General features: G+C 74.9%; 26 protein-coding genes and 2 tRNA genes. 10 read left to right on the plus strand and 18 right to left on the minus strand.

Annotated features, from left to right (window positions below; all coding sequences use genetic code 11):
- Positions 1–4 precede the first annotated feature (4 nt).
- Positions 5–196, plus strand: coding sequence for a 50S ribosomal protein L28 (gene rpmB, locus ACI797_RS13185; protein WP_456859094.1), 192 nt, complete (start codon positions 5–7; stop codon positions 194–196).
- A 139-nt stretch (positions 197–335) separates the two neighbouring features.
- Here rpmB and ACI797_RS13190 read toward each other — a convergent pair whose 3' ends face one another.
- The 3 genes from ACI797_RS13190 to ACI797_RS13200 are packed head-to-tail and all read right to left on the minus strand — an operon-like array spanning position 336 to position 2,507.
- Complete coding sequence (locus ACI797_RS13190; RefSeq protein WP_456859095.1) at positions 336–965, minus strand: cytidylate kinase-like family protein; 630 nt, start codon at positions 963–965, stop codon at positions 336–338.
- Entirely contained in the window at positions 953–1,483 is a 531-nt protein-coding gene (locus tag ACI797_RS13195) for a GNAT family N-acetyltransferase (RefSeq protein ID WP_456859097.1), read from the minus strand. The genes ACI797_RS13190 and ACI797_RS13195 overlap by 13 nt, the downstream gene beginning before the upstream one ends.
- A complete protein-coding gene (locus ACI797_RS13200; RefSeq protein ID WP_456859098.1) occupies positions 1,467–2,507 on the minus strand; it encodes a thiamine-phosphate kinase in 1,041 nt (346 codons plus the stop codon). Before ACI797_RS13200 ends, ACI797_RS13195 begins: the two co-directional genes overlap by 17 nt.
- Before the next feature lie 113 nt (positions 2,508–2,620).
- Between ACI797_RS13200 and ACI797_RS13205 the strand changes: the two genes are divergently transcribed.
- Positions 2,621–2,854, plus strand: a complete 234-nt coding sequence (locus ACI797_RS13205; protein WP_179715053.1) for an Lrp/AsnC ligand binding domain-containing protein — start codon at positions 2,621–2,623, stop codon at positions 2,852–2,854.
- A gap of 76 nt (positions 2,855–2,930) precedes the next feature.
- The gene (locus tag ACI797_RS13210; RefSeq protein ID WP_456859099.1) at positions 2,931–3,458 is read left to right on the plus strand and encodes a DUF3515 domain-containing protein; all 528 of its coding nucleotides are present in this window, start codon (positions 2,931–2,933) and stop codon (positions 3,456–3,458) included.
- A gap of 1 nt (position 3,459) precedes the next feature.
- Here ACI797_RS13210 and ACI797_RS13215 read toward each other — a convergent pair whose 3' ends face one another.
- Genes ACI797_RS13215 through ACI797_RS13230 form a run of 4 tightly spaced genes read right to left on the minus strand, consistent with a single transcriptional unit; the run spans position 3,460 to position 6,961 of the window.
- On the minus strand, positions 3,460–4,116 hold the full coding sequence (locus ACI797_RS13215; protein WP_456859100.1) for a DUF7373 family lipoprotein: 657 nt from the start codon (positions 4,114–4,116) through the stop codon (positions 3,460–3,462).
- Between the two features lie 3 nt (positions 4,117–4,119).
- On the minus strand, positions 4,120–5,250 hold the full coding sequence (locus ACI797_RS13220) for a cystathionine gamma-lyase (RefSeq protein ID WP_456859101.1): 1,131 nt from the start codon (positions 5,248–5,250) through the stop codon (positions 4,120–4,122).
- Positions 5,247–6,242, minus strand: a complete 996-nt coding sequence (locus tag ACI797_RS13225; RefSeq protein WP_456859103.1) for an NAD(P)H-dependent glycerol-3-phosphate dehydrogenase — start codon at positions 6,240–6,242, stop codon at positions 5,247–5,249. The genes ACI797_RS13220 and ACI797_RS13225 overlap by 4 nt, the downstream gene beginning before the upstream one ends.
- A complete protein-coding gene (locus ACI797_RS13230) occupies positions 6,239–6,961 on the minus strand; it encodes a lysophospholipid acyltransferase family protein (RefSeq protein ID WP_456859104.1) in 723 nt (240 codons plus the stop codon). Before ACI797_RS13230 ends, ACI797_RS13225 begins: the two co-directional genes overlap by 4 nt.
- A gap of 166 nt (positions 6,962–7,127) precedes the next feature.
- On the opposite strand from ACI797_RS13230, the gene cofC reads away from it, so the two are divergent.
- From cofC to ACI797_RS13245, 3 genes are read left to right on the plus strand one after another with little or no spacing between them, the layout of a single operon-like run.
- Positions 7,128–7,766: a 2-phospho-L-lactate guanylyltransferase gene (gene cofC / locus ACI797_RS13235; RefSeq protein ID WP_456859105.1), complete on the plus strand. Its 639-nt coding sequence runs from the start codon at positions 7,128–7,130 to the stop codon at positions 7,764–7,766.
- 42 nt (positions 7,767–7,808) lie between these two features.
- Positions 7,809–9,896: an RNA degradosome polyphosphate kinase gene (locus ACI797_RS13240; protein ID WP_456859106.1), complete on the plus strand. Its 2,088-nt coding sequence runs from the start codon at positions 7,809–7,811 to the stop codon at positions 9,894–9,896.
- Positions 9,880–10,794 carry an NUDIX hydrolase gene (locus ACI797_RS13245; protein WP_456859107.1) on the plus strand — a complete coding sequence of 305 codons (915 nt, stop codon included), beginning with the start codon at positions 9,880–9,882 and terminating at the stop codon, positions 10,792–10,794. Before ACI797_RS13240 ends, ACI797_RS13245 begins: the two co-directional genes overlap by 17 nt.
- Positions 10,795–10,855: 61 nt before the next feature.
- Here ACI797_RS13245 and leuD read toward each other — a convergent pair whose 3' ends face one another.
- Both leuD and leuC read right to left on the minus strand, forming a co-directional pair.
- Positions 10,856–11,455: a 3-isopropylmalate dehydratase small subunit gene (leuD, locus tag ACI797_RS13250; RefSeq protein WP_456859108.1), complete on the minus strand. Its 600-nt coding sequence runs from the start codon at positions 11,453–11,455 to the stop codon at positions 10,856–10,858.
- 38 nt (positions 11,456–11,493) lie between these two features.
- Complete coding sequence (gene leuC, locus ACI797_RS13255) at positions 11,494–12,900, minus strand: 3-isopropylmalate dehydratase large subunit (protein WP_456859109.1); 1,407 nt, start codon at positions 12,898–12,900, stop codon at positions 11,494–11,496.
- A 100-nt stretch (positions 12,901–13,000) separates the two neighbouring features.
- On the opposite strand from leuC, the gene ACI797_RS13260 reads away from it, so the two are divergent.
- The 3 genes from ACI797_RS13260 to ACI797_RS13270 all read left to right on the plus strand — a co-directional run bounded on the left by ACI797_RS13260 (position 13,001) and on the right by ACI797_RS13270 (position 15,473).
- On the plus strand, positions 13,001–13,663 hold the full coding sequence (locus ACI797_RS13260; RefSeq protein ID WP_456539979.1) for an IclR family transcriptional regulator: 663 nt from the start codon (positions 13,001–13,003) through the stop codon (positions 13,661–13,663).
- A gap of 75 nt (positions 13,664–13,738) precedes the next feature.
- Positions 13,739–14,305: a nitroreductase family deazaflavin-dependent oxidoreductase gene (locus ACI797_RS13265; RefSeq protein WP_456859110.1), complete on the plus strand. Its 567-nt coding sequence runs from the start codon at positions 13,739–13,741 to the stop codon at positions 14,303–14,305.
- Positions 14,306–14,360: 55 nt separating this feature from the next.
- Positions 14,361–15,473: a sulfite oxidase gene (locus tag ACI797_RS13270; protein WP_456859111.1), complete on the plus strand. Its 1,113-nt coding sequence runs from the start codon at positions 14,361–14,363 to the stop codon at positions 15,471–15,473.
- Between the two features lie 10 nt (positions 15,474–15,483).
- Here ACI797_RS13270 and ACI797_RS13275 read toward each other — a convergent pair whose 3' ends face one another.
- From ACI797_RS13275 to ACI797_RS13315, 9 genes are all read right to left on the minus strand, one after another.
- Positions 15,484–15,762 carry a hypothetical protein gene (locus ACI797_RS13275; RefSeq protein WP_456859112.1) on the minus strand — a complete coding sequence of 93 codons (279 nt, stop codon included), beginning with the start codon at positions 15,760–15,762 and terminating at the stop codon, positions 15,484–15,486.
- Between the two features lie 10 nt (positions 15,763–15,772).
- Complete coding sequence (locus ACI797_RS13280; RefSeq protein ID WP_456859113.1) at positions 15,773–17,455, minus strand: sodium:solute symporter family protein; 1,683 nt, start codon at positions 17,453–17,455, stop codon at positions 15,773–15,775.
- A 31-nt stretch (positions 17,456–17,486) separates the two neighbouring features.
- A complete protein-coding gene (galK, locus tag ACI797_RS13285; protein WP_456859114.1) occupies positions 17,487–18,659 on the minus strand; it encodes a galactokinase in 1,173 nt (390 codons plus the stop codon).
- A complete protein-coding gene (gene galT / locus ACI797_RS13290; RefSeq protein WP_456859115.1) occupies positions 18,656–19,726 on the minus strand; it encodes a galactose-1-phosphate uridylyltransferase in 1,071 nt (356 codons plus the stop codon). The genes galK and galT overlap by 4 nt, the downstream gene beginning before the upstream one ends.
- Positions 19,727–19,887: 161 nt before the next feature.
- Positions 19,888–19,960: transfer RNA gene (locus ACI797_RS13295), tRNA-Glu, on the minus strand.
- Between the two features lie 49 nt (positions 19,961–20,009).
- Positions 20,010–20,081, minus strand: a tRNA-Gln gene (locus ACI797_RS13300).
- A gap of 61 nt (positions 20,082–20,142) precedes the next feature.
- Positions 20,143–21,363 carry a CPBP family intramembrane glutamic endopeptidase gene (locus tag ACI797_RS13305; protein WP_456859116.1) on the minus strand — a complete coding sequence of 407 codons (1,221 nt, stop codon included), beginning with the start codon at positions 21,361–21,363 and terminating at the stop codon, positions 20,143–20,145.
- 29 nt (positions 21,364–21,392) lie between these two features.
- Entirely contained in the window at positions 21,393–22,868 is a 1,476-nt protein-coding gene (gene gltX / locus ACI797_RS13310; protein WP_456859117.1) for a glutamate--tRNA ligase, read from the minus strand.
- Positions 22,865–23,674: a fumarylacetoacetate hydrolase family protein gene (locus ACI797_RS13315; protein ID WP_456859118.1), complete on the minus strand. Its 810-nt coding sequence runs from the start codon at positions 23,672–23,674 to the stop codon at positions 22,865–22,867. Before ACI797_RS13315 ends, gltX begins: the two co-directional genes overlap by 4 nt.
- 38 nt (positions 23,675–23,712) lie before the next feature.
- Here ACI797_RS13315 and ACI797_RS13320 point away from each other — a divergent pair, with 38 nt between their 5' ends.
- A complete protein-coding gene (locus ACI797_RS13320) occupies positions 23,713–24,090 on the plus strand; it encodes a VOC family protein (protein WP_456859119.1) in 378 nt (125 codons plus the stop codon).
- Positions 24,091–24,230: the final 140 nt, after the last annotated feature.

The raw sequence follows: 24,230 nt of genomic DNA on the forward strand, positions 1-24,230 counted from the left end.
CACCGTGGCTGCCAACTGCGACGTCTGCGGCAAGGGCCCCGGTTTCGGTATGTCGGTGTCGCACTCGCACCGCCGCACGCCGCGCCGTTGGAACCCGAACATCCAGTCCGTGCGCGCCCTCGTGGCGCCGGGCACCCGCAAGCGCATCAACGCCTGCACCTCGTGCATCCGCGCGGGCAAGGTCGTCCGCGCCTGAGCTGACGGGCTCACGCCCTGGAACCCCGGAGGTCACGGATCTCCGGGGTTCTTCGCGTCCGCCCACGAGCGATGTGCGCCGGCGGCGCGTTCTCCCGCGAGGAGTGCGCCACGTCCGCACACTGCCTCCGGCCGACGCCTCAGCGGGGACCGATCCCCCGTGCGGTCGCGGCGAGCACGACGACGTCCTCCACCGTCTCCAGCGGCAGGACGGTGCTGTCGATCACCAGGTGGTAGTGCCGCGCCGAGGCCGGGTTGCAGCGGTAGAAGTGCCGCACGTAGGCCTCCCGGGTGCGGTCGGTGGCCTCCATCTCGCGGCGCACCTCCGCCTCCGGCCGGCCGGAGCGCGCCACGGCCGCCGCCAGCCGCCGTTCGGGCGGGCCGTCGAGCCGCACGTGCAGCGCGTCGAGGCGGTCCCTGAGCACGAGCGCGGCCGCCCGTCCCAGCACCACTCCCCCGGCGCCGTCGGCCATCTCGGCCAGCACCTTCTCGGTCTGGTGGCGGTAGGCCCGCTCGTCCGGCAGGGACGACGAGGGCACCACGCCGCCGACCGGGTCGGGCATGGTGCCCAGCGAGGCGACAAGGCGCCACAGGCCGCGCACCACCGTCTCGTCGTTGGCCTCGGCCTCGGCCACCGGCACGCCCAGCCGGCCGGCCACCTGGGCGGGGATGGCCCGGTCGTGGAACGGCAGCCCCAGCCGCTCGGCCACGGCCCGCGCCACCTCGGCACCCGCGGCTCCGTACGCCGCGGAGATCGTCACGACGCCCACGAGCGCTCCTCTCCCCGGACCACCGACGGCAGCTCCTTGCCGAGGAAGACGGCGTCCGGCGCGTCGGCGTAGATCCCGTACCCAGGCACCGGGCCGTATCCCGCGTCGGCGTACAGCGCGAGGGCCTCGGGCTGCCGGTTGCCGGAGTTCAGCACGGCCGCCCGGTGCCCGGCCGCGGCCGCGCTCGCCTCCAGCGCCGCCAGGACGACCCGGGCCAGCCCCAGCCGCCGGAAGCCCGGCTCGACGTACATCCGCTTGACCTCGACCACGCCGTCCCGGTGCACCCGCCACGCGCCGCACCCGGCCGGGACGCCGTCGACCTCGGCGACCAGGAACAGCCCGACGGGCGGCACGAACTCGGCCGGGTCGACGACGGCCTCGTCCGGTCCGCCGTAGCGGACCGTGTACTCCTGCTGCACGCGGGCGACCAGCTCGCGCGCGACCGGTTCGTCGTACGGCACGGCCCGCAGCCGCACCGCGCGGCCGTCGCGCAGCACCGCCTCAGCCGAAGTGGACATGCCCGGGGGCCTCCGCGCCGACCGCCCGCGCGGCCTCGGCCGCCGGCTCTCCGCTCACCTGCACCGCCGGATCCTCCCCCGCCGCGTGCACCGACCCGACGGCCACCCACCCGTCGGGGAGGGCAGTGCCCCCCGGGAAGGTGGCGACCAGGGCGTGGTCCTCCCCGCCGGTGAGCACCCACGCCATCGGATCGGCACCCAGCGCCGACGCCACCTGCTGCAGCGGGCCGGGCGGTTCCAGGCACACGCGCACCAGCGCGGCCCGGTCCAGGTCGACGAGCACGCCGCTGGCCCGCGCGATGTGCCCGACGTCGGCCAGCAGCCCGTCGCTGACGTCGCACATGGCCGTGGCGCCGGCGGCGGCCGCGGCCGGTCCCGCGGCGTACGGCGGCGCCGGGCGCCGGTGCGCGGCGACAGCCGCGAGCGGGCTGGCGAAGCCGCGGCGCAGCACCGCCAGGCCGCACGCCGACCAGCCGAGCCGGCCGGCCAGCGCGACGACGTCCCCCGGGCGGGCGCCCGACCGCAGGACCGGCGCCCGGCCGCCCAGGTCGCCCAGCGCCGTCACCGACAGGACGACGGCGGAGCTGTCCGGCGCGGTGGCCACCGTGTCGCCGCCGACCACCGCCGCACCGAGCGGCGCGCACTCCTCGGCCAGGCCGGCGGCGACCCCCTCGAGCCACGCGGTCGGCGTGTCCGGCGGGCAGGCCAGCCCGACCAGCAGCGCCGTCGCCACCCCGCCCATGGCCGCGACGTCGGCGAGGTTGGCCGCGGCGGCCTTGTGCCCGACGTCCTCGGCCGAGGACCAGTCCCGCCGGAAGTGCCGGCCCTCGACGAGCACGTCGGTCGTCGCCACCACGCGGCCGTCGGGGGCGCGCAGGACGGCGGCGTCGTCCCCGGGCCCCACCTCGGCCGCGGTGGCGTGGCCCGACCGCGCCACCACGCGCGCGATGACGCCGAACTCGCCCACCACCTGGACGCTGTCGGCCGGGTCGCCGCGCGGGACGAGGGGGCGCGGGCGACTCACGGGGTGACTCCCGTCGCTCCCGTAAGGTGGCGCAACGGCGGGCACACCGCCGCTCGCCCACGCCCGCTCCGCCGCACGTCCCCATGGCAGCGCTGCCCCAGGAAGGGTCTTCCGTGGTCCACGCCTACATCCTCATCCAGACCGAAGTCGGCAAGGCCGCGCAGGTCGCCTCGACCATCAGCGAGATCGACGGCGTCACCAAGGCCGAGGACGTGACCGGGCCCTACGACGTGATCGTCCGCGCGGAGGCCGAGACGGTCGACGAGCTGGGGCGCCTGGTGGTGGCGCGGGTCCAGTCGGTGGACGGCATCACCCGCACGCTCACCTGCCCGGTCGTCAACCTCTGACGCCCTGAGCACGCAGATCGCGCCCGGGACGACCGACCGCGACGACCAGCCCCGCGACCCCTTCCGGCGGCTGGCCGTGATCGCGACCGCCGTCCTCGTGCCGCTGGTGGCCGCCCTGGTCGTGCTGGTCAACGTCCTCGGCGGCGGCGGGTCCGACGACGTGGCGCAGGTCGAGGGCGCGCCGACGCTGCAGCGGGAGGACCTGCCCCCGCTGCCGGTCGAGGCGCCGCCGGCGGCCCCCGGGGCCGAGGCGCCCTGCACCACGCTGCTGGGCGCGATGCCCCTGGAGCTGGCCGGCGAGCTGTCGCGGCCGGTGCAGTCCGACTCGCCGTTCGTCTACGCGTGGGGCGATCCGCCGGTCGTGCTGCGGTGCGGCGTCGACCGGCCGGCCGGGTTCGACGTGACGGCCAGCCTCATCCAGATCAACGCCGTTCAGTGGTTCGTCGACGACTCCGACCCCGACGTCGTCGTGTGGACGGCCGTCGACCGGCCGGTCCACGTCGAGGTGCGCATCCCGAGCTCGATCGACAGCGGCCCCGCGACGGCGCTGAGCACGATCATCGCCACGACCCTGCCGTTCCAGGAGCCGCAGCCGGCGCAGTGAGTCAGGACGGCGGCAGCCGCTCCAGCTGGTCCGCCAGCAGCGCCTCCACCTCGGCGGCGGCCGCCTCCGGGGTCCCGGCCACCGCCGTCACCGAGACGCTGAACACCCCGGCCCCGCACCACGCCAGCACCGCCGGGCCGGGCAGGTCGTCCGCGGGCTCGGGCACCTCGATCAGCCGGCAGCCCCCCGGCACCCCGGGCGCGTCCTCGCGGAGCACGCCGCCGTAGTGCTCGGCGTCGTTGCCGGCCAGGTCGTGGGCGTAGGCCGCCGCTCCGGCGCGGCTCTCGAACTGGTAGACGAACACGCTGGTCACCGGGCCGCGGGCGGCGTCGGTGCCCCAGAAGCGCTCCCACCCGAACCGGAAGCCGTAGCCGGCCAGCGCCTCCCGCTCGTCGGAGGGGTCGCCGGCGTAGGCGGCGACGTCGGGCGGCCACTTCTCCCCCGCGGGCGGCGACAGGGCGTCGTCGGGCAGGCGGGGCAGGCCCGAGGGCACCTCGGTCACGACCAGCCGTTCGAGCTCCTCCGGCGACGACGGCGGCGCGGTCGTCGGTGCGGCGGTGGCCGAGCCGGCCGTCGTCCGCCAGCAGCCGGTCAGGGCGGGGACGGCGCAGAGCAGCAGGGAGGCCAGCAGCCCGCGGATCCCGACCCGGCCGGCCACCCGTCAGACCGCGTCGAGTGCGGCCGCGAGGTCGGCGACGAGGTCGGCGGTGTCCTCGATCCCGCAGGAGAACCGCACGAAGCCGGGCGCCACCGCGTCGCCGCCCCACTGCGCCCGGCGGTCGGCGGTGCTGTGCACCCCGCCGAAGCTCGTCGCGGCGGTCCACAGCCGGCTGGCGGCCAGCACCCGGCCGACGGCGTCCTCGCCGGGCAGCGTCGCCGACACCACGCCGCCGGGCCGCAGCATCTGCCGCGCCGCGAGCTCGGCCGACGGGTCGCCGGCGCGCCACGGCCACCGCACGCCCGTCACGGCGGGGTGGTCGGCGAGCAGGTCGGCGACGGCGGCGGCGGTGGCGGCCTGCCGGGCCAGGCGCAGGTCGAGGGTGCTCATCGAGCGGTGCCCCAGCCAGGCCTCGAACGGCCCGGGCACCGCGCCGGTCGCGTCCCGCCAGGCCTTCATGCGGGCGTGCAGGTCGTCGTCGGTCGTGCTGACGTGCCCGAGGAGCAGGTCGCTGTGCCCGGTCAGCGCCTTGGTGTCGCTGCCGATCGTGACGTCGGCGCCGAGCTCGAGCGGGCGCTGGCCGAGCGGCGTCGCCGTCGTGTTGTCCACGGCCAGGACGGCGCCGGCGGCCCGGGTCGCGGCGGCGACGGCGGCGATGTCGCACACGTCGAGCTGCGGGTTGCTCGGCGTCTCCAGGAGCACGAACCGCGCGCCGTCGAGGTCGCCGCGCGCGGCCACCTGCCCGATCCCGGTCGTGGTGACGTACTCGACGCGCATGCCGAAGCGGCTCAGCTCGGCGGCGGCCAGCACACGGGTGGCGTAGTAGCCGTCGGCGGGCAGGACGACGCGGTCGCCGGCGCCCGCGCAGGCCAGCACGGCGGCGCTCACCGCGGCCATCCCGGTGGCGAACGCCAGGCAGCGGCCGCCGTCCAGCTCGCCGATCGCGTCCTCGAGCACCCGCAGCGTCGGGTGCTCGGTGCGCGCGTAGGCGTCGGCGCCACCGGCGCGCGGCGGGACGTCGCCGAGGTGGAACGGCGCGGCGAGCACCGGCGAGGGCCGCAGCGGCGCCCCCGGGACGGCGGGCGGCTCCCCGGCGCGGACCGACCGCGTCCCGTCCCCGTACGGAGGACTCACTCCGGCTTGGCCTCCCGGCTCATGATCTCGCGGACCAGGTTCTTCGGGGACTCGCCCTCGTGGCACACCCGGACGACGGCCTCGGTGATCGGCACGTCGACGCCGTGGGCGCGGGCGAGGTCGAGCACCGAGCGGCAGCTCTTGACGCCCTCCGCCGTCTGCCGGGTGCTCCGCTGCACCTCCTCGACGCTCATCCCCTGCCCCAGCTTCTCCCCGAACGTGCGGTTGCGCGACAGGGGCGAGCTGCAGGTGGCGACGAGGTCACCGAGCCCGGCCAGGCCGGCGAAGGTGGTCAGCTCCGCCCCCAGCGCGAGGCCCAGCCGGGCGGTCTCGGCCAGCCCGCGGGTGATCAGCGAGGCGCGGGTGTTGTCGCCGAAGCCGAGGCCCTCGGCGATGCCCGCGGCCAGCGCGATGACGTTCTTCACCGCCCCGCCGAGCTCGCAGCCCACCAGGTCGGTGTTCGTGTACGGGCGCAGGTAGCGGGTGTGGCAGGCCGCCTGCAGCGCCTCCGCCCGGCCCGGGTCGGCGCAGGCGATCACGGTGGCGGCCGGCTGCTCCTCGGCGATCTCGCGGGCGAGGTTGGGCCCCGACAGCGCGGCCACCCGCTCGGGCCCGGCGCCGGTCACCTCGCAGATCACCTCGCTCATCCGCTTGGTGGTGCCCAGCTCGATGCCCTTCATCAGCGACAGCAGGCTGGCGTCGGGCGGCAGCACCGGAGTCCACTCGGAGAGGTTGGCGCGCAGCGTCTGCGAGGGGACGGCGAGGACGACGACGTCGGCCGCCACCAGCGCCTCCCCCGCGTCGGCGGTGGCCCGCACGCCGCCGGGCAGCCGGATGCCGGGCAGGTAGTCGCGGTTCTCGCCGTCCTCGGTGATGGCCTTGGCCAGCTCCGGCCGCCGGGCGAACAGCGCCACCTCGCAGCCGGCGTCGGCGAGGACCTTGGCGAACGTCGTCCCCCAGGAGCCCGCGCCCAGGACCGCCGCCCGCGTCACGCCGCGCTCCCGGAGACGTCGCCGGGCAGCTCGCGCCGCGGACGGGGGTGGAATGAGGCGGGCGGCGTCTCGCCCCGGAGCTCACCGAGCAGCTCGCGCACGCGGGTCATGACCAGGTCGGTCGTCTCGCGCAGCAGGTCGGGGGTGAGCGGGCGTCCGGCGGCCACCTCGGCGCGCAGCGCGGACAGGTCGACCGGCTCGCCGACGAGGTAGTCGGCCGGGGAGCGCAGCCGCAGGTGCCACTTCTTCGTGTGGTAGTCGTGCAGCCGCTGGGGACCCCACTGGGCGACCGGGACGACGACGGCGTCGGTGGTCAGGGCGAGCCGGGCCACGCCCGTCCGCGACTCCATCGGCCACCAGTCCGGGTCGCGGGTCACCGACCCCTCCGGGTAGATCACGATGACGTTGCCGGCGGCGAGGTCGGCCTGCGCGGCGGACACCGAGCCGCGGGCCTCGGTGGTGAAGCGGGCGACCGGGATCTGGCCGGCGTGCCGCAGGATCCAGCCGACGACGCCCTTGAACAGCGACTCCTTGGCCAGGAAGTGCGGGATGCGGCCGTTGTCGAAGACCAGCCGCGCGCAGGCGAGGGGGTCGAGGACGGAGACGTGGTTGGCCACCACGAGGACCGGGCCGGTCGGTGGGATGCGCTCGCCGTGCCGGTAGCGCAGCCGGAACAGCAGGGACGCCGTCGGGTAGACGGTCAGGATGCACAGGGCCATGCCGGCCGGCACGGGCCCGCGCGTCCGCCACTTCGAAGGTCGCGGCTGCTCCGCCACCGGCACCACCCCTCCCTCGGTGTGATCCCGCCCATGATCGACCCTGGGGGGCCGGAGCACCGCAGGCGGGTCCCCGGCGTGGCGCCACTGGTGTGCTCACATTGTGGGTGTGACGACCTGGTCGGTGGTGGTGCCGGCGAAGCTGCTGGCCCGCGCCAAGACCCGGTTGCGGCCGCTCACCGCCGGCCTCGGCGGCAGCGCGCACACCGACCTGGTGCTGGCCTTCCTCGCCGACACCGTCGCCGCGGCCCTCGACTGCCCGCGGGTGGGGCGGGTGCTCGTGGTCACCGACGACCCGGCCGCGGTCGAGACGGCGCGCGCCCTCGGGGCGGCCACGGTGCCCGACGTGCCGGACCGGGGCCTCAACCCCGCGCTGGAGCACGGGGCGCGGGCGGCCGGGACGACGGCGGTGGCCGCGCTCTCCTCCGACGTCCCGGCGCTGCGCCCGGAGGAGCTGGCCGCGGCCCTCGACGCGGCCGCCGCGGCGCCGCGCTGCTTCGTGCCCGACGCCGACGGCACCGGCACCACGCTGCTCACCGCCGTCGGCACCGCCCTGGACCCGCGCTTCGGCCGGGACTCGGCGCGGGCGCACGCGGCCAGCGGCGCGCGGCGGCTCGAGGGCGACTGGCCGGGCCTGTCCCTCGACGTCGACACCGCCGACGCGCTGCACGCCGCGCTGCGGCTGGGCGCCGGCCCGGTCACCACGGCTCTCGCCCGGCGGACGGGGTTGACCGGCGTGACGCCGTGAGAGGCGGGCACGCCGTTCACGTTCGTGCGGCACGATGACGGCGTGGCACCGGAAACCGCGTCCGCCCGGACCTCTTCAGTCGAGCAGCGGCTGCCCCCTGACCGTTTCCTGAACCGCGAGCTGTCCTGGCTGGACTTCAACGCCCGCGTGCTGGAGCTGGCCGAGGACGAGTCGAACCCGCTGCTCGAGCGGGTGAAGTTCCTGGCGATCTTCGCCAGCAACCTCGACGAGTTCTTCATGGTGCGCATCGCCGGCCTCAAGCGGCGGCAGAGCACCGGCCTGACGGTGCGCTCGCCCGACGGGCTGACGATCCGCGAGCAGCTGGCCCGGGTCATCGAGCGCACCCAGGACCTCGTGCACCGCCACACCAACGTGTTCCTCAAGGACGTCGCGCCGCGCCTGGAGGACGCCGGCATCCGGATCGTCCACTGGGAGGACCTCGCCGAGGCCGACACCAAGCGGCTGCGCGAGTACTTCCGCGACCAGGTCTTCCCGGTCCTGACGCCGCTCGCGGTCGACCCCGCGCACCCGTTCCCCTACATCAGCGGGCTCTCGCTCAACCTCGCCGTCTCCGTGCGCGAGCCCGAGGGCGGGACGTCGCACTTCGCGCGGGTGAAGGTACCGAACAACGTGCCGCGGTTCGTGCCGGTGGGGCCGGTGGACGGCGGGGCGACGTTCCTCCCCCTCGAGGACCTCATCGCCGCGCACCTGCCGCAGCTGTTCCCCGGCCTGGAGGTGCTCGCCCACCACCTGTTCCGGGTGACCCGCAACGCCGACCTGGAGGTCGAGGAGGACCGCGACGAGGACCTGCTGCAGGCCCTCGAGCGCGAGCTCGCCCGGCGCCGGTTCGGCCCGGCGGTGCGGCTCGAGGTCACCGACACGATGGACCCGCAGATCCTCGAGCTGCTGCTCTCCGAGCTGGAGATCGGGCCGGAGGACGTCGTCGAGGTGCCGGGGCTGCTCGACCTCGCGTCGCTGTGGGGCCTCTACGACCTCGACCGCCCGGAGCTCAAGGACGAGCCGTTCGTCCCGGCGACCCACCCGCGGCTGTCGGAGGGCGAGACGCCCAAGAGCGTCTTCGCCACGCTGCGCGAGGGCGACGTCCTGGTCCACCACCCGTACCACTCGTTCGCCACCAGCGTGCAGCGCTTCATCGAGCAGGCGGCCGCCGATCCCAACGTGCTGGCCATCAAGCAGACGCTGTACCGCACCTCCGGTGACTCGCCGATCGTCAACGCGCTGATCGACGCCGCCGAGGCCGGCAAGCAGGTCGTCGTCCTGGTCGAGATCAAGGCGCGGTTCGACGAGGAGGCCAACATCAGCTGGGCGCGCTCGCTGGAGCGCGCCGGCTGCCACGTGGTCTACGGGCTGGTGGGGCTCAAGACCCACTGCAAGACCGCGCTGGTGGTCCGCCGGGAGGGCGGCGTGATCCGGCGGTACTGCCACATCGGCACCGGCAACTACAACCCCAAGACGGCGCGCACCTACGAGGACCTCGGCATCCTCACCGCCGACCCGCGGGTGGGCGCCGACCTCACCGACCTGTTCAACACCCTGACCGGCTACTCGCGGCAGACGGCCTACCGCTCGCTCATGGTGGCCCCGCGGGGGATCCGCAGCGGCCTGATCGACAAGATCCGGCGGGAGATCCGGCACGCCGAGGAGGGCCGGCCGGCCGGGATCCGGATCAAGGTGAACTCGCTGGTCGACGAGCGGATCATCGACGCGCTCTACGAGGCGTCCAACGCCGGGGTCCCGGTGGACCTGGTCATCCGCGGCATCTGCGCGCTGCGGCCCGGCGTGCCCGGCCTGTCGGAGAACATCCGGGTGCGCTCGATCGTCGGCCGCTTCCTGGAGCACTCGCGGCTGATGGCCTTCGTCAACGGCGGGGAGCCGGAGTTCTGGCTGGGCAGCGCCGACCTCATGCACCGCAACCTCGACCGCCGCGTCGAGGTGCTGCTCAAGGTCTGCGACGACGCCGCGCGGCAGGAGCTGCAGGAGATCGTCGACTTCGCCATGGCACCCGACGTCCGGTGCTGGCAGCTCGGCGCCGACGGCGCGTGGACCCGTCGCGGCGACCGCGACTACCAGGCCCAGCTGCTGGCCCGGGCCGGTGAGCACGCTGGCTGAGGGGCTGGTGCTGGCCGCGGGGGGCGCGGTCTGGCGCCCCACGCCGGAGGGCGGCCTGGAGACGGTGGTGGTGCACCGGCCGAAGTACGACGACTGGTCGCTGCCCAAGGGCAAGCTCGACGCCGGCGAGCACCCGCTGCAGACCGCGGTCCGGGAGGTCGGCGAGGAGACCGGGCTGGCCGTCGTCGCGGGCCGGCGCGGCGTGCGCACCCGGTACCGGGTGGCGGAGGGCGACAAGGAGGTCGACTACTGGCTGATGCAGGCCGTCGGCGGGGAGTTCACCCCCAACCACGAGGTGGACGAGCTGCGCTGGCTGACCGTCAAGGAGGCCGTCGACCTGGTCACCCACGACCACGACCGCGCCGTCCTGGCCGACCTGGAGCGCGACGACGTCCCGCGGGCGCCGTCGCTGCTGCTGGTGCGGCACGGCAGCGCCGGGAACAAGCAGGAGTGGGACGGCCCCGACGACCTGCGCCCGCTGGACGGCAAGGGACGCCGGCAGGCCGCCCGGCTGGCCGAGGTGCTGCCGCTGTTCGCCCCGACGACGGTGCTCTCGGCCGAGCGCACGCGCTGCCGGGAGACCGTCGAGCCGCTGGCCGAGCGCCTGGGGGTCGACGTCCTCCCGTGCCCGGAGCTCGGCGAGGAGGAGTTCTCCGCCGACCCCGAGGCCGGCCTGGCGGTCGTCGAGCGGCTCCTCGGCCCGCGCGAGCCGGGGGTCACCGTGCTGTGCAGCCAGGGCGGCGCGATCCCCTCGGTGGTGCAGAGCCTCGGGGTGCGCTGGGAGGGCGTGAGCGGGGCGCTGTGGCCGCCGTCGGCCAAGGGCAGCACCTGGGCCCTCGGCGGCCGCCCCGGCGCCCTCGCCGCCGACTACTACCGCGACTTCTCCGCGCCGTCCTGAGCGGCCCCTCTGCAGGGTCCCGCCGCGGGCCCGCGAGCGGTGGGGGCGGAGGGGTCCCTTCTCAGCGGGCCGGGAGGGCCTGCGGCTTCCAGGAGGGCCGCTGGGCCTCGTAGGCCTCGATGTCGGCGAGGTGGCGCTCGGTGAGGCCGACGTCGTCCAGGCCCTCGAGCAGCCGCCAGCGCACGTAGTCGTCGATCTCGAACGGCACGACGGCGTCGGCGTAGGAGACCGTCTTCGCCTGCAGGTCGACGGTCACCGGCAGCGCCGGGTCGGCCTCGATCGCCGTCCACAGCTTCTCGACCTCCTCCTGCGGGAGGATCACCGTGAGCAGGCCCGACTTGGTCGAGTTGTTGCGGAAGATGTCGGCGAACCGCGAGCTGATGACCACCCGGAAGCCGCCGTCGAGCAGCGCCCAGTTGGCGTGCTCGCGGGAGGAGCCGGTGCCGAAGTCCGGGCCGGCGACCAGGATCGAGGCGTCGGCGTACTCCGGCCGGTTGAGCACGAAGTCCGGCTCGTTGGTGCGCCAGGCGATGAACAGCCCGTCCTCGAAGCCGGTGCGGGTGATCCGCTTGAGGTACTCGGCCGGGATGATCTGGTCGGTGTCGACGTTGCTCCGCCGCAGCGGGGCCGCGGTGCCGGTGTGGGTGGTGAAGGCGTCCATCAGGCGGGGGTCTCCGAGGGGGTGGCGGGGCGGGCTGGTCAAACCGTCTCGAGGTCGGCGGGGGCGGTCAGGCGGCCGGTCAGCGCGGTCGCCGCGGCGACGGCCGGCGACACCAGGTGGGTGCGCCCGCCCTTGCCCTGCCGGCCCTGGAAGTTGCGGTTGCTGGTCGAGGCGGAGCGCTCGCCGGGCTGGAGCTGGTCGGGGTTCATGCCCAGGCACATCGAGCAGCCCGCGCCGCGCCACTCGGCGCCGGCCTCCAGGAAGACCTGGTCCAGCCCCTCGGCCTCGGCCTGCGCCTTGACGCCCACCGAGCCGGGGACGACGAGCATCCGGGTGTCGGCGTCGATCCGCTTGCCGCGCAGCATCTCGGCGGCGACGCGCAGGTCCTCGATCCGGCCGTTGGTGCAGGAGCCGAGGAAGACGGTGTCGACCTTGATCTCGCGCAGCGGGGTGCCGGCGGTCAGGCCCATGTAGGCCAGGGCGTCCTCGGCGGCGCGGCGGTCGCTCTCGTCGGCGAAGTCGGCCGGGTCGGGCACCCGCTCGGAGATGGGCAGGCCCTGGCCGGGGTTGGTGCCCCAGGTGACGTACGGGGTCAGCGACGAGGCGTCGATGTGCACCTCGCGGTCGAAGACGGCGTCGTCGTCGGTGCGCAGCGTCCGCCAGTACTCGACCGCGGCGTCCCAGTCGGCGCCCTGCGGCGCGTGCGGCCGCCCCTTCAGGAACGCGAACGTGGTCTCGTCGGGGGCGATCAGCCCGGCGCGGGCGCCGGCCTCGATCGACATGTTGCAGATCGTCATGCGCGCCTCCATCGAGAGCTTCTCGATGGCGCTGCCGCGGTACTCGATGACGTGGCCCTGGCCGCCGCCGGTGCCGATCTGCGCGATGACGGCCAGGATGACGTCCTTCGCCGAGACGCCTGGGGGCAGCTCGCCGTCGACGGTCACCGCCATCTGCTTCGGCCGGTACTGCGGCAGGGTCTGCGTGGCCAGCACGTGCTCGACCTCGCTGGTGCCGATGCCGAACGCCAGGGCGCCGAACGCGCCGTGGGTCGAGGTGTGGCTGTCGCCGCAGACGATCGTCGTGCCGGGCTGGGTGAGGCCGAGCTGCGGGCCGATGACGTGCACGATCCCCTGGTCGCGGTCGCCCATCGGCGCCAGCCGGATGCCGAACTCGGCGGCGTTGCGGCGCAGCGCCTCGACCTGCGCGCGGCTGACCGGGTCGGCGATCGGCTTGAGGATGTCGAGCGTCGGGACGTTGTGGTCCTCGGTCGCCATCGTGAGGTCGGGACGGCGGACCGTGCGGCCGGCCGCGCGGAGGCCGTCGAACGCCTGCGGGCTGGTGACCTCGTGCACGAGGTGCAGGTCGATGTAGAGCAGGTCCGGCTCACCGTCGGCGCTGCGCACGACGTGGGCGTCGTACACCTTCTCGGCCAGGGTCTTCGGCACGGCGGGTCCTTCCGGGGGATCTCACTGGCCATCCCATTCACTGGGATGCGAGTATTGCTGTGTGGGACAGCCTAACCCCGTCGCCGTTCTGGACAAAGCGGTGGCCATCCTCCGCGCCGTCGCCGACGAGCCGGCCACGCTCGCCGACCTCGTCGCGCGCACCGGCCTGCCCCGGGCGACCGCGCACCGGCTGGCCGTCGCGCTCGAGGGGCACCGGCTGGTGGAGCGCACCGACGGCGGCGCCTGGGCGACCGGCCCGGGGCTGCGCGAGCTGGCGCGCAGCGGTCCCGACCTGGCCGAGCTGGCCGAGCGCCACCTGGTGACGCTGCGCGACCTGAGCGGGGAGAGCGCCCAGTTCTACGTCCGCGACGGCGCCTCCCGGGTCTGCGTCGCCGCCGCCGAGCGCGCCCACGGGCTGCGCGACACGGTGCCGGTGGGCGCCCGGCTGCCGCTGACCGCCGGGTCGGCCGCGCACGCGCTGCTGGCCTTCGCGCCGGCCGACGAGGTGACGCCGCTGCTGCCCTCGGCCAGCTTCACCGCCCGCACGCTGCTCGACGTCCGGCGCCGGGGCTGGGCGCACAGCGTGGCCGAGCGCGAGGCGGGCGTGGCCTCGCTGTCGGCCCCGGTCCGGGACGGCACCGGCGGCGTCCTCGGCGCGGTCTCCATCTCCGGGCCGGTCGAGCGGCTGGGCCGCCGTCCCTCACCGGAGGTCATCGGTGCGGTGCTCGACGCCGCCGCGGCCATCTCCCGCGCCGCGCGGTAGCCGCGCCCGTACCGCTGGGGGCCGGAACGGTCCAGACTCGGGACTCCTCCACCGATCCGTCCGAGGAGGAACCCGATGACTCCCGGAGCCGGCCCGACGACGTTCTCGACCCCCTTCGCGCGGGCGAACCCGCTGCACCGCTTCATGCGGCGCACGGCCGGGACGGCCCCGGTGTCGTGGGTGTACGTCCGCGTGCTGCACCACCTCGACCGCGCGGTGTTCCGCGTCACCCGGGGGCGGGCCACGTTCGCCTCCCTGGTGACCGGGCTGCCGGTGGTCATGCTGACCACCACGGGGTCGCGCAGCGGACGGCCGCGGACGGTCCCCGTGCTCGGCCTGCCCCTGGACGCGCCGCTGCCCTCGGCCGGCGCACCCCGGCGGGCGGCCCGGGGACGGCTGGCGGTCCTCGCGTCCAACTGGGGCCAGGCCGCGCACCCGGCCTGGTACCACAACCTGGTGGCGCACCCGGAGGCATCCGTGACCACCGGCGGCCTCGACTGGCCGGTGCGCGCCCGCCTCACCGACGGCGACGAGCGCGAGCGGCTCTGGCAGCTCGGCCTGGCGATCTACCCGGCGTGGCAGGCCTACGCCCGCCGCGCGTCCGGGCGCCGGATCCCGGTCTTCGTGCTCGACCCGGCGTGACCGCGGGGCCGGACCCGGCTTCCCCTGCACCGGTCGACGGGCGAACACTGCTCCCATGACCGCCACCGAGACGTCCACCGGTCGCGCGCGGATCGCCGAGCCCGGTGAGGGCGTCGGCCTCGACGAGCTGGCCCTGGCCACCCGCAACCACGGGATGCCGCTGGAGGCGCTGCGCTACGACGTCACCCCGCCGGGGCTGCACTACGTGCTCACCCACTACGACATCCCGGCGGTCGACCCGGGGACGTGGCGGCTGGAGATCGGCGGCGCGGTGGCGCGGCCGGGGGCGCTCGGCCTGGCGGAGCTGCAGCGCCGTCCCCAGGTCACCGCGCGCGTGCTGCTGGAGTGCGCCGGCAACGGCCGGGCCCGCTACGAGCCCCGCCCGGTGAGCCAGCCGTGGCTGCTGGAGGCGGTCGGGACGGCGGAGTGGACCGGCACGCCGCTGGCGCCGCTGCTCGAGGAGGCCGGCGTCTCCCCCGACGCCGTCGACGTCGCCTTCACCGGGGCCGACCACGGCGTCGAGCGCGGCGTCGAGCAGGACTACGCGCGCGGGCTGCCGCTCGCCGAGGCGCTGCGCCCGGACGCGCTGCTGGTCTGGGGCATGAACGGCGCCCCGCTGCCGCCCCAGCACGGCGCCCCCCTGCGGCTGGTCATCCCGGGCTGGTACGGCATGGCCCACGTGAAGTGGCTGCGGCGCATCGAGGTGCTGGAGCGGCCGTTCGACGGCTTCCAGAACGCCACGGCCTACCGGATCAAGGTCGACGCGCACGAGCCGGGCGAGCCGGTCACCCGCATCCGGCCCCGGGCCCTCGTGGCCCCGCCCGGCTGGCCGGACTTCATGACCCGCGAGCGGTTCGTGCGCCCGGGACCGGTGACGCTGACCGGCCGGGCGTGGTCGGGGCAGGCACCGGTGCAGCGGGTGGAGGTCAGCACCGACGGCGGCGCGACGTGGGCCGACGCCGTCCTGGCCGCGGCCGACCCCGAGCACCCGTACGCCTGGCGGGCGTGGAGCTTCGAGTGGACGGCGTCCCCCGGGCGCGCCGAGCTGCTCGCCCGCGCCACCGACGCCACCGGGGAGACCCAGCCGGTCGAGCAGGAGTGGAACCGGCAGGGCATGGCCAACACCCTCGTCCAGCGGGTGCCGGTCACCGTCCTCGAGGGGCCGTGACCCGAAGCCCCTAATGGGCGGGGCGGTCGCCGTCCTCGGCGTGCGCCCGCGCCAGCTCGGCCTCGTCGACGACGACCGGCCGCACCCGCGCCCACACGAAGAACGCCACCGCCACCACCACCAGGCCGATGCCGGTCCAGAGGTTGGCGTTCACCCCGCCGGTCTTCTCGGTCTCGGGGTCGGCGAACAGGCCCATGAGGACCAGCACGATCCCGTAGACCCCGAGCAGCCCGGCGATGACGACGCGGACGTCGAAGGCGCCGGCCTTGTGCTTGCCTGTGTCGCTCATGCCCGGCTCCTCAGCGGAAGATGACGTTCAGGGCGATGACCATCGCCAGCGAGATCCCGGCCAGCTTGGTGGGTGACCGGTACCAGGGCAGCCGGCCCGCGTCGGGGTCGGTGCGCTGCTCCCTGGGGGTCTCCGAGTAGACGAGCCCGACCAGCTCGGCGACCGGCTTCGGGCGCGTGACCATCGTGACGGCCACGCTCACCACGATGTCGACGACGAACGCGGCGCTGGCGGCCACGAAGCTCGCGCCCTGGCCGCTGAGCGGGATGACGCCCAGCGACGCCGCACCCAGCGCGTCCTCGCTGAGCACCGCGACCAGGACCGCGGCCAGCGTGCCGGACACCAGGCCGGTCCAGCCCGCGGTCGCCGTCATCCGCTTCCAGAACATGCCCAGGATGAACGTGGCGAACAGCGGCGCGTTGAAGAAGCCGAACAGCGTCTGCAGGTAGTCCATCAGGTTCGTGTAGCCCGACGCGATCAGCGCCGTCCCGATCGCGACCACCGTGGCCCCGACGGTGGCCCAGCGGCCGACCCGCAGGTAGTAGTCGTCGGGCCGGTCCTTCTTGACGTACTGCTGCCACAGGTCGTAGCTGAAGACGGTGTTGAAGGCCGAGATGTTGGCCGCCATGCCGGCCATGAAGGCGGCCAGCAGGCCGGCGATCGCGATGCCGAGCAGGCCGTTGGGCAGCACCTCCTCGATCAGCGCGAGCATCGAGTCGTTGTAGGTGAGGCTGCTGCTCTCACCCGCCTTGAGCTGCGCGATCTCCGGCACCAGGACGCCGGCGATGATGCCCGGGACCACCACCACGAACGGGATGAACATCTTCGGGAACGACCCGATGACCGGCGTGCTGCGCGCAGCGGACATCGACTTGGTGGCCATCGCCCGCTGAACCTCGACGAAGTTCGTCGTCCAGTAGCCGAACGAGAGCACGAAGCCGAGGCCGAAGACGATGCCGACCACCGACCACACCGGGTTGTCGAAGGTGGACAGCTCGGTACCCGGCCAGGACTGCAGCTGGTCCGCGTTGCCCGCCTCCGTGACCTCGTCGACGAGGCCGCCGATGCCGCCGACGCGGTTGAGGCCGATCAGGGTCAGCGGCAGCAGCGCCGCCACGATGACGAAGAACTGCAGGACCTCGTTGTAGATCGCCGCCGACAGGCCGCCGAGGGTGATGTAGCTGAGCACGACCGCCGCCGCGACGACCAGGGACACCCACAGCGGCCAGCCGAGCAGCGACTCGACGATGGTGGCCAGCAGGAACAGGTTGATGCCGGCGATGAGCACCTGGGCGACGGCGAAGGACAGCGCGTTGACCAGGTGGGCCCCGGTGCCGAAGCGGCGCCGCATGAACTCGGGGACGCTGCGGACCTTCGACCCGTAGTAGAAGGGCATCATCACGACGCCGAGGAACAGCATCGCCGGGACCGCGCCGACCCAGAAGTAGTGCATGGTCGGCATGCCGTACTGGGCGCCGTTGGCCGACATGCCGATGATCTCGACCGCGCCGAGGTTCGCGGAGATGAACGCCAGCCCGGTCACCCACGCCGGCAGCGACCTGCCGGAGAGGAAGAAGTCGAGGCTGTCGGACACCCGGCGCCGGGCGGCGAACCCGATGCCGAGGACGACGGCGAAGTAGACGAGGACGAGCGCGTAGTCGACGAACGAGGCGTCGAGCCTCAGGGTGTCCACGCAGGCCTTCTTCCTCCCGCGGACGCGGGGTTCACGCGAGCCGCCGGGCTCCCGCGGACGGGACGGCGACGAAGCTGCGCGGAGGCGGGGCCCCCTCGCGGCCGAACTTCTCGGTGACGGCCGCGACCACCGCGTCCACCCGGTCGGCGTCGACCAGCGCGATCGCGCTGCCCCCGAACCCGCCGCCGACCATGCGGGCGCCGTACGCCCCTGCCGCCGTCGTGCTCTCCACCACCGCGTCGAGCAGCGGGGTCGAGATCTCGAAGTCGTCGCGCAGGGACGCGTGGCCGGCGGTGAGCACCGGCCCGATCGCCCGGACGTCGTCCGTACCCCGCAGCGCCGCGACGACCTCGAGCACCCGTGAGTTCTCGGTCACGATGTGCCGCGCCCGGCGCAGTAGGACCGCCCCCTCCGGTGTCCCGTCGTCGAGGACGGCGAGCGCGTCGACGTCGGGCACCTCGCGGAGGAACCCGACACCGAGCCGCTCGGCCGCCTGCTCGCACTCGCGGCGGCGGTCGCCGTACCCGCCGCCGGCGTGCTCGTGGGCCTGGCCGGTGTCGACGACGAGCAGCGCCAGCCCGGTGGCCGCGAGGTCGAAGGGCACCTGCTCGCTGCTGCGGTCGCGGGTGTCGAGGAACAGCGCGTGCCCGGCGGTGCAGAGCACCGAGGCGGACTGGTCGAGGATGCCGGTCGGGGCGCCGACGAAGTCGTTCTCCGCCCGCCGGGCGACGTCGACCAGGTCGGTCGGGGTCAGCTCCGGCAGGCACAGGTCGCGGACGGCGAGCGCGACGGCGCACTCGAGGGCGGCCGAGGAGGACAGCCCCGCGCCGGCCGGGACGTCGCTGTCGACGAGCACCGAGAGCCCGCCGGCCGCGCCGACCGCGTCGCGCAGCTCGTGCACGACCCCGGCGGGGTAGCCGGCCCAGCCGCGGGGGTTGCCCGGGGCCAGCTCGGCGATCGGCACGACGACGTCGTCCTCGGGCTGCTGCAGCGAGGAGAACGCGACCGCGCCGTCGGTGCGCGGCGCGACCGCGGCCCGGGTGGTGTGCGGCAGCGCCACGGGCAGCACGAAGCCGCCGTTGTAGTCGGTGTGCTCGCCGATGACGTTGACCCGTCCGGGCGCCGCCCACACGCCCGCGGGCTCGCCGCCGAAGCGGGCGCGGAACGCCTCGGCCGCGGCCCGGGCCGCCTGCCCGTCGCTCACGGGAGCACCACGGCCCGCAGCTGCTCCGCGACGTCCTCGGGGTTGGTGTCGGTGATGAACGCGCCCATGCCCGACTCCGAGCCGGCCAGGTACTTCAGCTTCCCGGGGGCCCGGCGGATCGAGAACAGCTGGAGGTACAGCCACCACTCGTCGCGGCCGTCGCCCACCGGCGCCTGGTTCCAGGCGGCGATGTAGGGCATCGGGGTGTCGAAGCGGTGCCGGAAGCGGCCCAGGACGTCGAGATAGACCTCGACGAAGGCGTCGCGCCGGGCGTCGTCGAGCGCCGGCAGGTCGGGGGCCCGCCGGGTCGGGAAGAACTGCACCTCGTAGGGCCAGCGGGCGGCGGCCGGCACGAACGCCGTCCAGTGCTCGTTCGCGGTGACCACGCGGGGGCCCTGCTTCTCGCCCTCGACCAGCTCGGCGAACAGGTCGCCGCCGGTGCGCTCGCGGTGCCGGCGCACCGAGTCGAGCACCTTGGCCGCCCGCGGCGGCAGGTACGGGTAGGCGTAGATCTGCCCGTGCGGGTGGGAGAGGGTGACGCCGATCTCCTCGCCGTGGTTCTCGAACGGGAAGACGTACTCGATGCCGTCGATCGCGCCGAGCTCGGCCGTCCGGTCGGCCCAGACGTCGACCACCAGCCGGGCGCGCTCCGCGCCGAGGTCGGCGAAGGCGCGGTCGTGCTCGTCGGTGAAGCAGACGACCTCGCAGCGGCCGAAGCCCGGTCGCAGCTCGGCCAGCGGGGCGCCCGGCGCCGTCGGCGGCACGTCGCGCTCGACGGCGGTGGCCAGCGACGGGAACCGGTTCTCGAAGACGACGACCTGGTAGTCGCTCTCGGGGATCTCGGTCGGCCGGCCCGGCGCGGACGGGTCCAGCGGGCACTCGTCGGCCGGCGGCAGGAAGGTGCGGGTCTGGCGGTGCGAGGCGATGGCCACCCACTCGTCGAGCAGGGCGTCGTACCGCAGCTGCGAGCGGGTGCTGACCGGCGGGAGGTCGCGGGTGTCGACGGCGTCGCGCGGCCGGGCGTCGTCGTCGCTGTCGAAGTACAGAATCTCCCGGCCGTCGGCCAAGCGACGGCTCGTCCGGATCACCTTGCCGACCTCCACGTCTCCGGGGCCGGTTCCGGCCCACTGGACGCTATCCCCGGCTCCTGATCAGGGGCCACTCGGGGCACGGCCCCCCCGGGACGCGGCAGAGCCCCCGGCCGGATGGCCGGGGGCTCTGCGCGGTGTAGCCCCGAGGGGATTCGAACCCCCGCTACCGCCTTGAGAGGGCGGCGTCCTGGGCCGCTAGACGACGGGGCCGTGCGGGTGGTGCGTGAGGAACTGTGCTGCCAGGACGTCAGCTTCCTCGCTGGGGTACCAGGACTCGAACCTAGACTAACGGAGCCAGAATCCGTCGGGCTGCCAATTACCCCATACCCCAAGGTTGGCGTGGCACCTCGCGGCGCCGGAGACGACCATACCTGACGTTCCGGGAGCGCCGGTCACCGGCCCCAGGGCGTGGCGGCCGCCGGTGCCGGCGGGCGCAGGTCCAGCGCCGGGGTCACCGTCTCCGGGTGCAGCCGGCGGCGCGACCGCGCCACGACCGCCACGTACGCGCCCAGGGCCAGCAGGTCGACCAGGACGACGAGGAACGCGGGGCCGGAGACGCTCTCGGTGGCGACCGCCTCGCCCAGCGCGCCGGCCAGCAGGAAGACCAGCACGTTGTTGACCGCGTGCAGCACGATCGCCGCCTCCAGCCCACCGGTGAGCCACACGACCGCCGAGGCCGCCAGCCCGAAGCCGAAGCGGCTGAGGAAGGTCAGGAAGTCGGGCGGGACGTGGGCCAGCGAGAACAGCGCCGCGGTGACCACCCCGGCGACTACGGCGCCGGTCGTGGGGCTGCGGATCCACCCGGCGATCGCCTGGCTGAGGTAGCCGCGGAACAGGTACTCCTCGGCCGCCGACTGCAGCGGGGTGGTCAGGATCACCACCAGCAGGAGCCAGCCGTACCCGCTCACCGGCCCGCTGACCGACTCCGGGTCGATGGCGACGCCGATGCCCACCGTGAGCGCGATGCCGACCCCCAGCGTGGCCAGCGCCCGCAGCGTGAACGGCGCGAACAGCCGCCAGCGCAGCCGCGCCAGCACCGACGCCGACCAGCCGACCTGCATGCCGTGCGCCACGCCCCAGGCCAGCCACACGGTCGGGATGGCGACGATCAGCGTGAGGTTGGTGACCAGCAGCGTCGCCGGGTCGATCAGGTTCTGCATGGCCAGGTCGGGGCCGATCCCGGTGACGATCGCCACCAGGACGACGACGACGTCGGCCACCGCGAACACCACGGCGAACAGCAGCAACCCGAGCAGCGGCCGCCACCACCGCCAGTCCCGCGCCCGCATGGCGTGCAGGAACGGCTGCGGGACGTCGTGCGGCGGGGTGCCCGGCGGGGGCGCCCAGCGCACGTCCGGCGGCGGCTGCCACGGGACGGGGGCGGGCGGGTACTGCTGCGGGACGCCGGCCCACGGCCCGGGCGCGTACGGGGCCGCGTACGGCTGGAGCGGGTGCGGCTGCGGCGGGTGCTGCTGGGGCGGGTACGGCTGCGGCGCGGCGCCCCACGGCGGCTGCGGGGCACCGGCCCACCCGGCGCCGATCCCCGCCACCACCGGCGGGGCCCCGTAGGGGCCGGTCGGCGGCGGACCGGTGTAGGGCTCCGGCTCGGTCACGCTTCCCGCCTTCCCTCGTGGCCGCGCGGCTACGCGCCGGTGCCGAGCGCGCGCGCCCGGTCCAGCCGGGCGAGCGTGCGCTCGCGGCCCAGCAGCTCGATCGACTCGTACAGCGGCGGGGACACCGTGCGGCCGCTGACCGCCACCCGCACCGGGCCGAACGCCTGCCGCGGCTTGCGCCCCAGACCGTCGACCAGCGCGGTCTTCAGCGCCTCCTCGATCGCCGCGGTCGACCAGTCCCCCAGCCCGGCCAGCGCCGTCGACGCCGCGTCGAGCACCTCGGCCGCGCCGTCGCCGGCCAGCTGCTTCTCGGCCGCGGCCGGGTCGATCTCGACGTCGTCGGTGAACAGGAAGGCCAGCAGCCCGACGGCGTCGGAGAGGACGACCATGCGCTCCTGGGCCAACGGGGCGATCGCGTCGAGGACGCGGCGCTGTTCGTCGGTGGGCGGATCGGCGACCAGGCCGGCGGCCGCGAGGAACGGGACCACCCGCTCGACGAACTCCTCGACCGGCAGGGCGCGCAGGTGCGTGGCGTTGATCGCCTCGGCCTTCTTCAGGTCGAAGCGCGCCGGGTTGGCGCTCACGCGGGTGACGTCGAAGGCCTCGACCATCTCGGCGACCGAGAAGACGTCGCGGTCCTCGGCGATCGACCAGCCCAGCAATGCTAGGTAGTTGGCCAGCCCCTCGGGCAGGAAGCCGCGCTCGGGGTAGACGTCGAAGTTCGCCTGCGGGTCGCGCTTGGACAGCTTCTTCGTCCCCTCGCCCATGACGTAGGGCAGGTGGCCGAAGCGGGGGGTGCCGGCCGCGACGCCGATGTCGGTCAGCGCGGCGTAGAGCGCCAGCTGCCGGGGCGTGGAGGGCAGCAGGTCCTCGCCGCGCAGCACGTCGGTGATGCCCATCAGGGCGTCGTCCACGGGGTTGACGAACGGGTACAGCGGGACCCCGTTGCCGCGCACGAGGACGAAGTCGGGCACCGAACCGGCCGCGAAGCGGACCTCGCCGCGGACCAGGTCGTCCCACACCAGGTCGGTGTCGGGCATCGCCAGCCGGAGCACCGGCTGGCGGCCCTCGTCGCGGAAGGCGGCCTTCTGCGCGTCGGTGAGGAAGCGGTCGGCGTTGTCGTAGCCGAGCTTGGGGTCCTGCCCCGCGGCGAGCCGGCGGGCCTCCACCTCCTCGTTGGTGGAGAAGGACTCGTAGGCGTGCCCGGACTCGAGCAGCTTCGCCGCCACGTCGCGGTAGATCTCGTGGCGCTCGGACTGCCGGTAGGGCCCGTGCGGACCGCCGACCTCCGGGCCCTCGTCCCAGTCCAGCCCGAGCCAGCGCAGGCTGCGCAGCAGGTGCTGGTAGGACTCCTCGGAGTCGCGGCTGGCATCGGTGTCCTCGACGCGGAACACCAGCTGACCGCCGGTGTGCCGCGCGTGCGCCCAGTTGAACAGGGCGGTGCGCATGAGGCCGACGTGCACCATGCCCGTCGGGGACGGGCAGAAGCGGGTGCGGACCGTCACCGGGCACCCGCCGTCGAGCTGCGGTCGGCGCCGGAGACGGGGTTGGACAGCGTGCCGAGGCCCTCGATCGTCACGTCGACCCGCTGGCCGGCCGCGATCGGCCCGACCCCCGACGGCGTCCCGGTGAGGACGACGTCACCGGGCAGCAGGGTCATGACGTCGGAGATGTAGGAGATCAGGGTCGGGACGTCGAACAGCAGCTGGCTGGTGCGGCCGGACTGGCGCAGCTCGTCGTCGACCGTGCAGGTGATCTCGAGGTCGGCCGGGTCCTTGCCCAGGCCGCCGAGGTCGGTCTCGATCCACGGGCCGAGCGGGCAGAACGAGTCGAAGCCCTTGGCGCGGGTCCACTGCCCGTCGCTCCTCTGCATGTCGCGCTCGGTGACGTCGTTGCCGATCGTGTAGCCGAAGATCGACCCGGCCACCTGGTCGGGGCGCACGTGCCGGGCGCCGCGGGCACCGATGACGACGGCGAGCTCGGCCTCGTGGTGCACGTTGGTGCTGCCCGGCGGGATGCGGATCGAGTCGCCGGGGCCGATCACCGAGGTCGACGGCTTGAGGAACAGCAGCGGCGCCTTCGGCGCGTCGCCGGTGTTCATCTCCCGGACGTGCTCGGCGTAGTTCTTGCCGACGCAGACCACCTTGCTCGGCAGGATCGGCGAGAGCAGCCGCACGTCGGCCTGGGCGTACCGGGCGCCGGTGAAGTTGATCTGGCCGAACGGGTGGCCCTCGATCTGGGCGACGTTGCCGTCGCCGTCCAGGACGCCGAAGGACATGCCCTGCGGGCTCGCGAAGCGGACGATGCGCACGTGGTCGAGGCTACTTCCGCCCCCCTAGGGTCTCCCCCGTGGCCTGTCGCTTCACCGAGCTCGTCGTCGACTGCCGCGACCCGGAGGCGCTCGCCGCCTTCTGGGCCGCCGTCCTGGACTACCGGGTGCTCTCCCGCGAGGAGGACGAGGTCGAGATCGGCCGGGAGGCCGGCTTCGGCGGCCCGGCCCCGACCCTCGTGTTCGGGCGGGTGGCCGACCCGACCCCCGGCAAGCTGCGCCTGCACATCGACCTCTCCCCCACCGACCGCGACCAGGACGCCGAGCTGCAGCGGCTGCTCGACCTCGGCGCCCGCCCGGCCGACGTCGGCCAGACCGGCGAGGAGTCCTGGCACGTGCTGGCCGACCCCGAGGGCAACGAGTTCTGCCTGCTGCGGACGAGGGTCGCCCCGGCCTGACCGGCCTCCGGCGCTGGGCGACCGGTCCCCGGAGCGCCCCGCCGGGTCGCTCATCCGGCTCGTGCCGGGTGAGGGGGCGGGGGGGGGGGGGGGGGGGGGGGGGGGGGGGGGGGGGGGGGGGGGGGGGGGGGGGCGGGGGG

The organism is Geodermatophilus sp. SYSU D00691 (assembly GCF_054050275.1).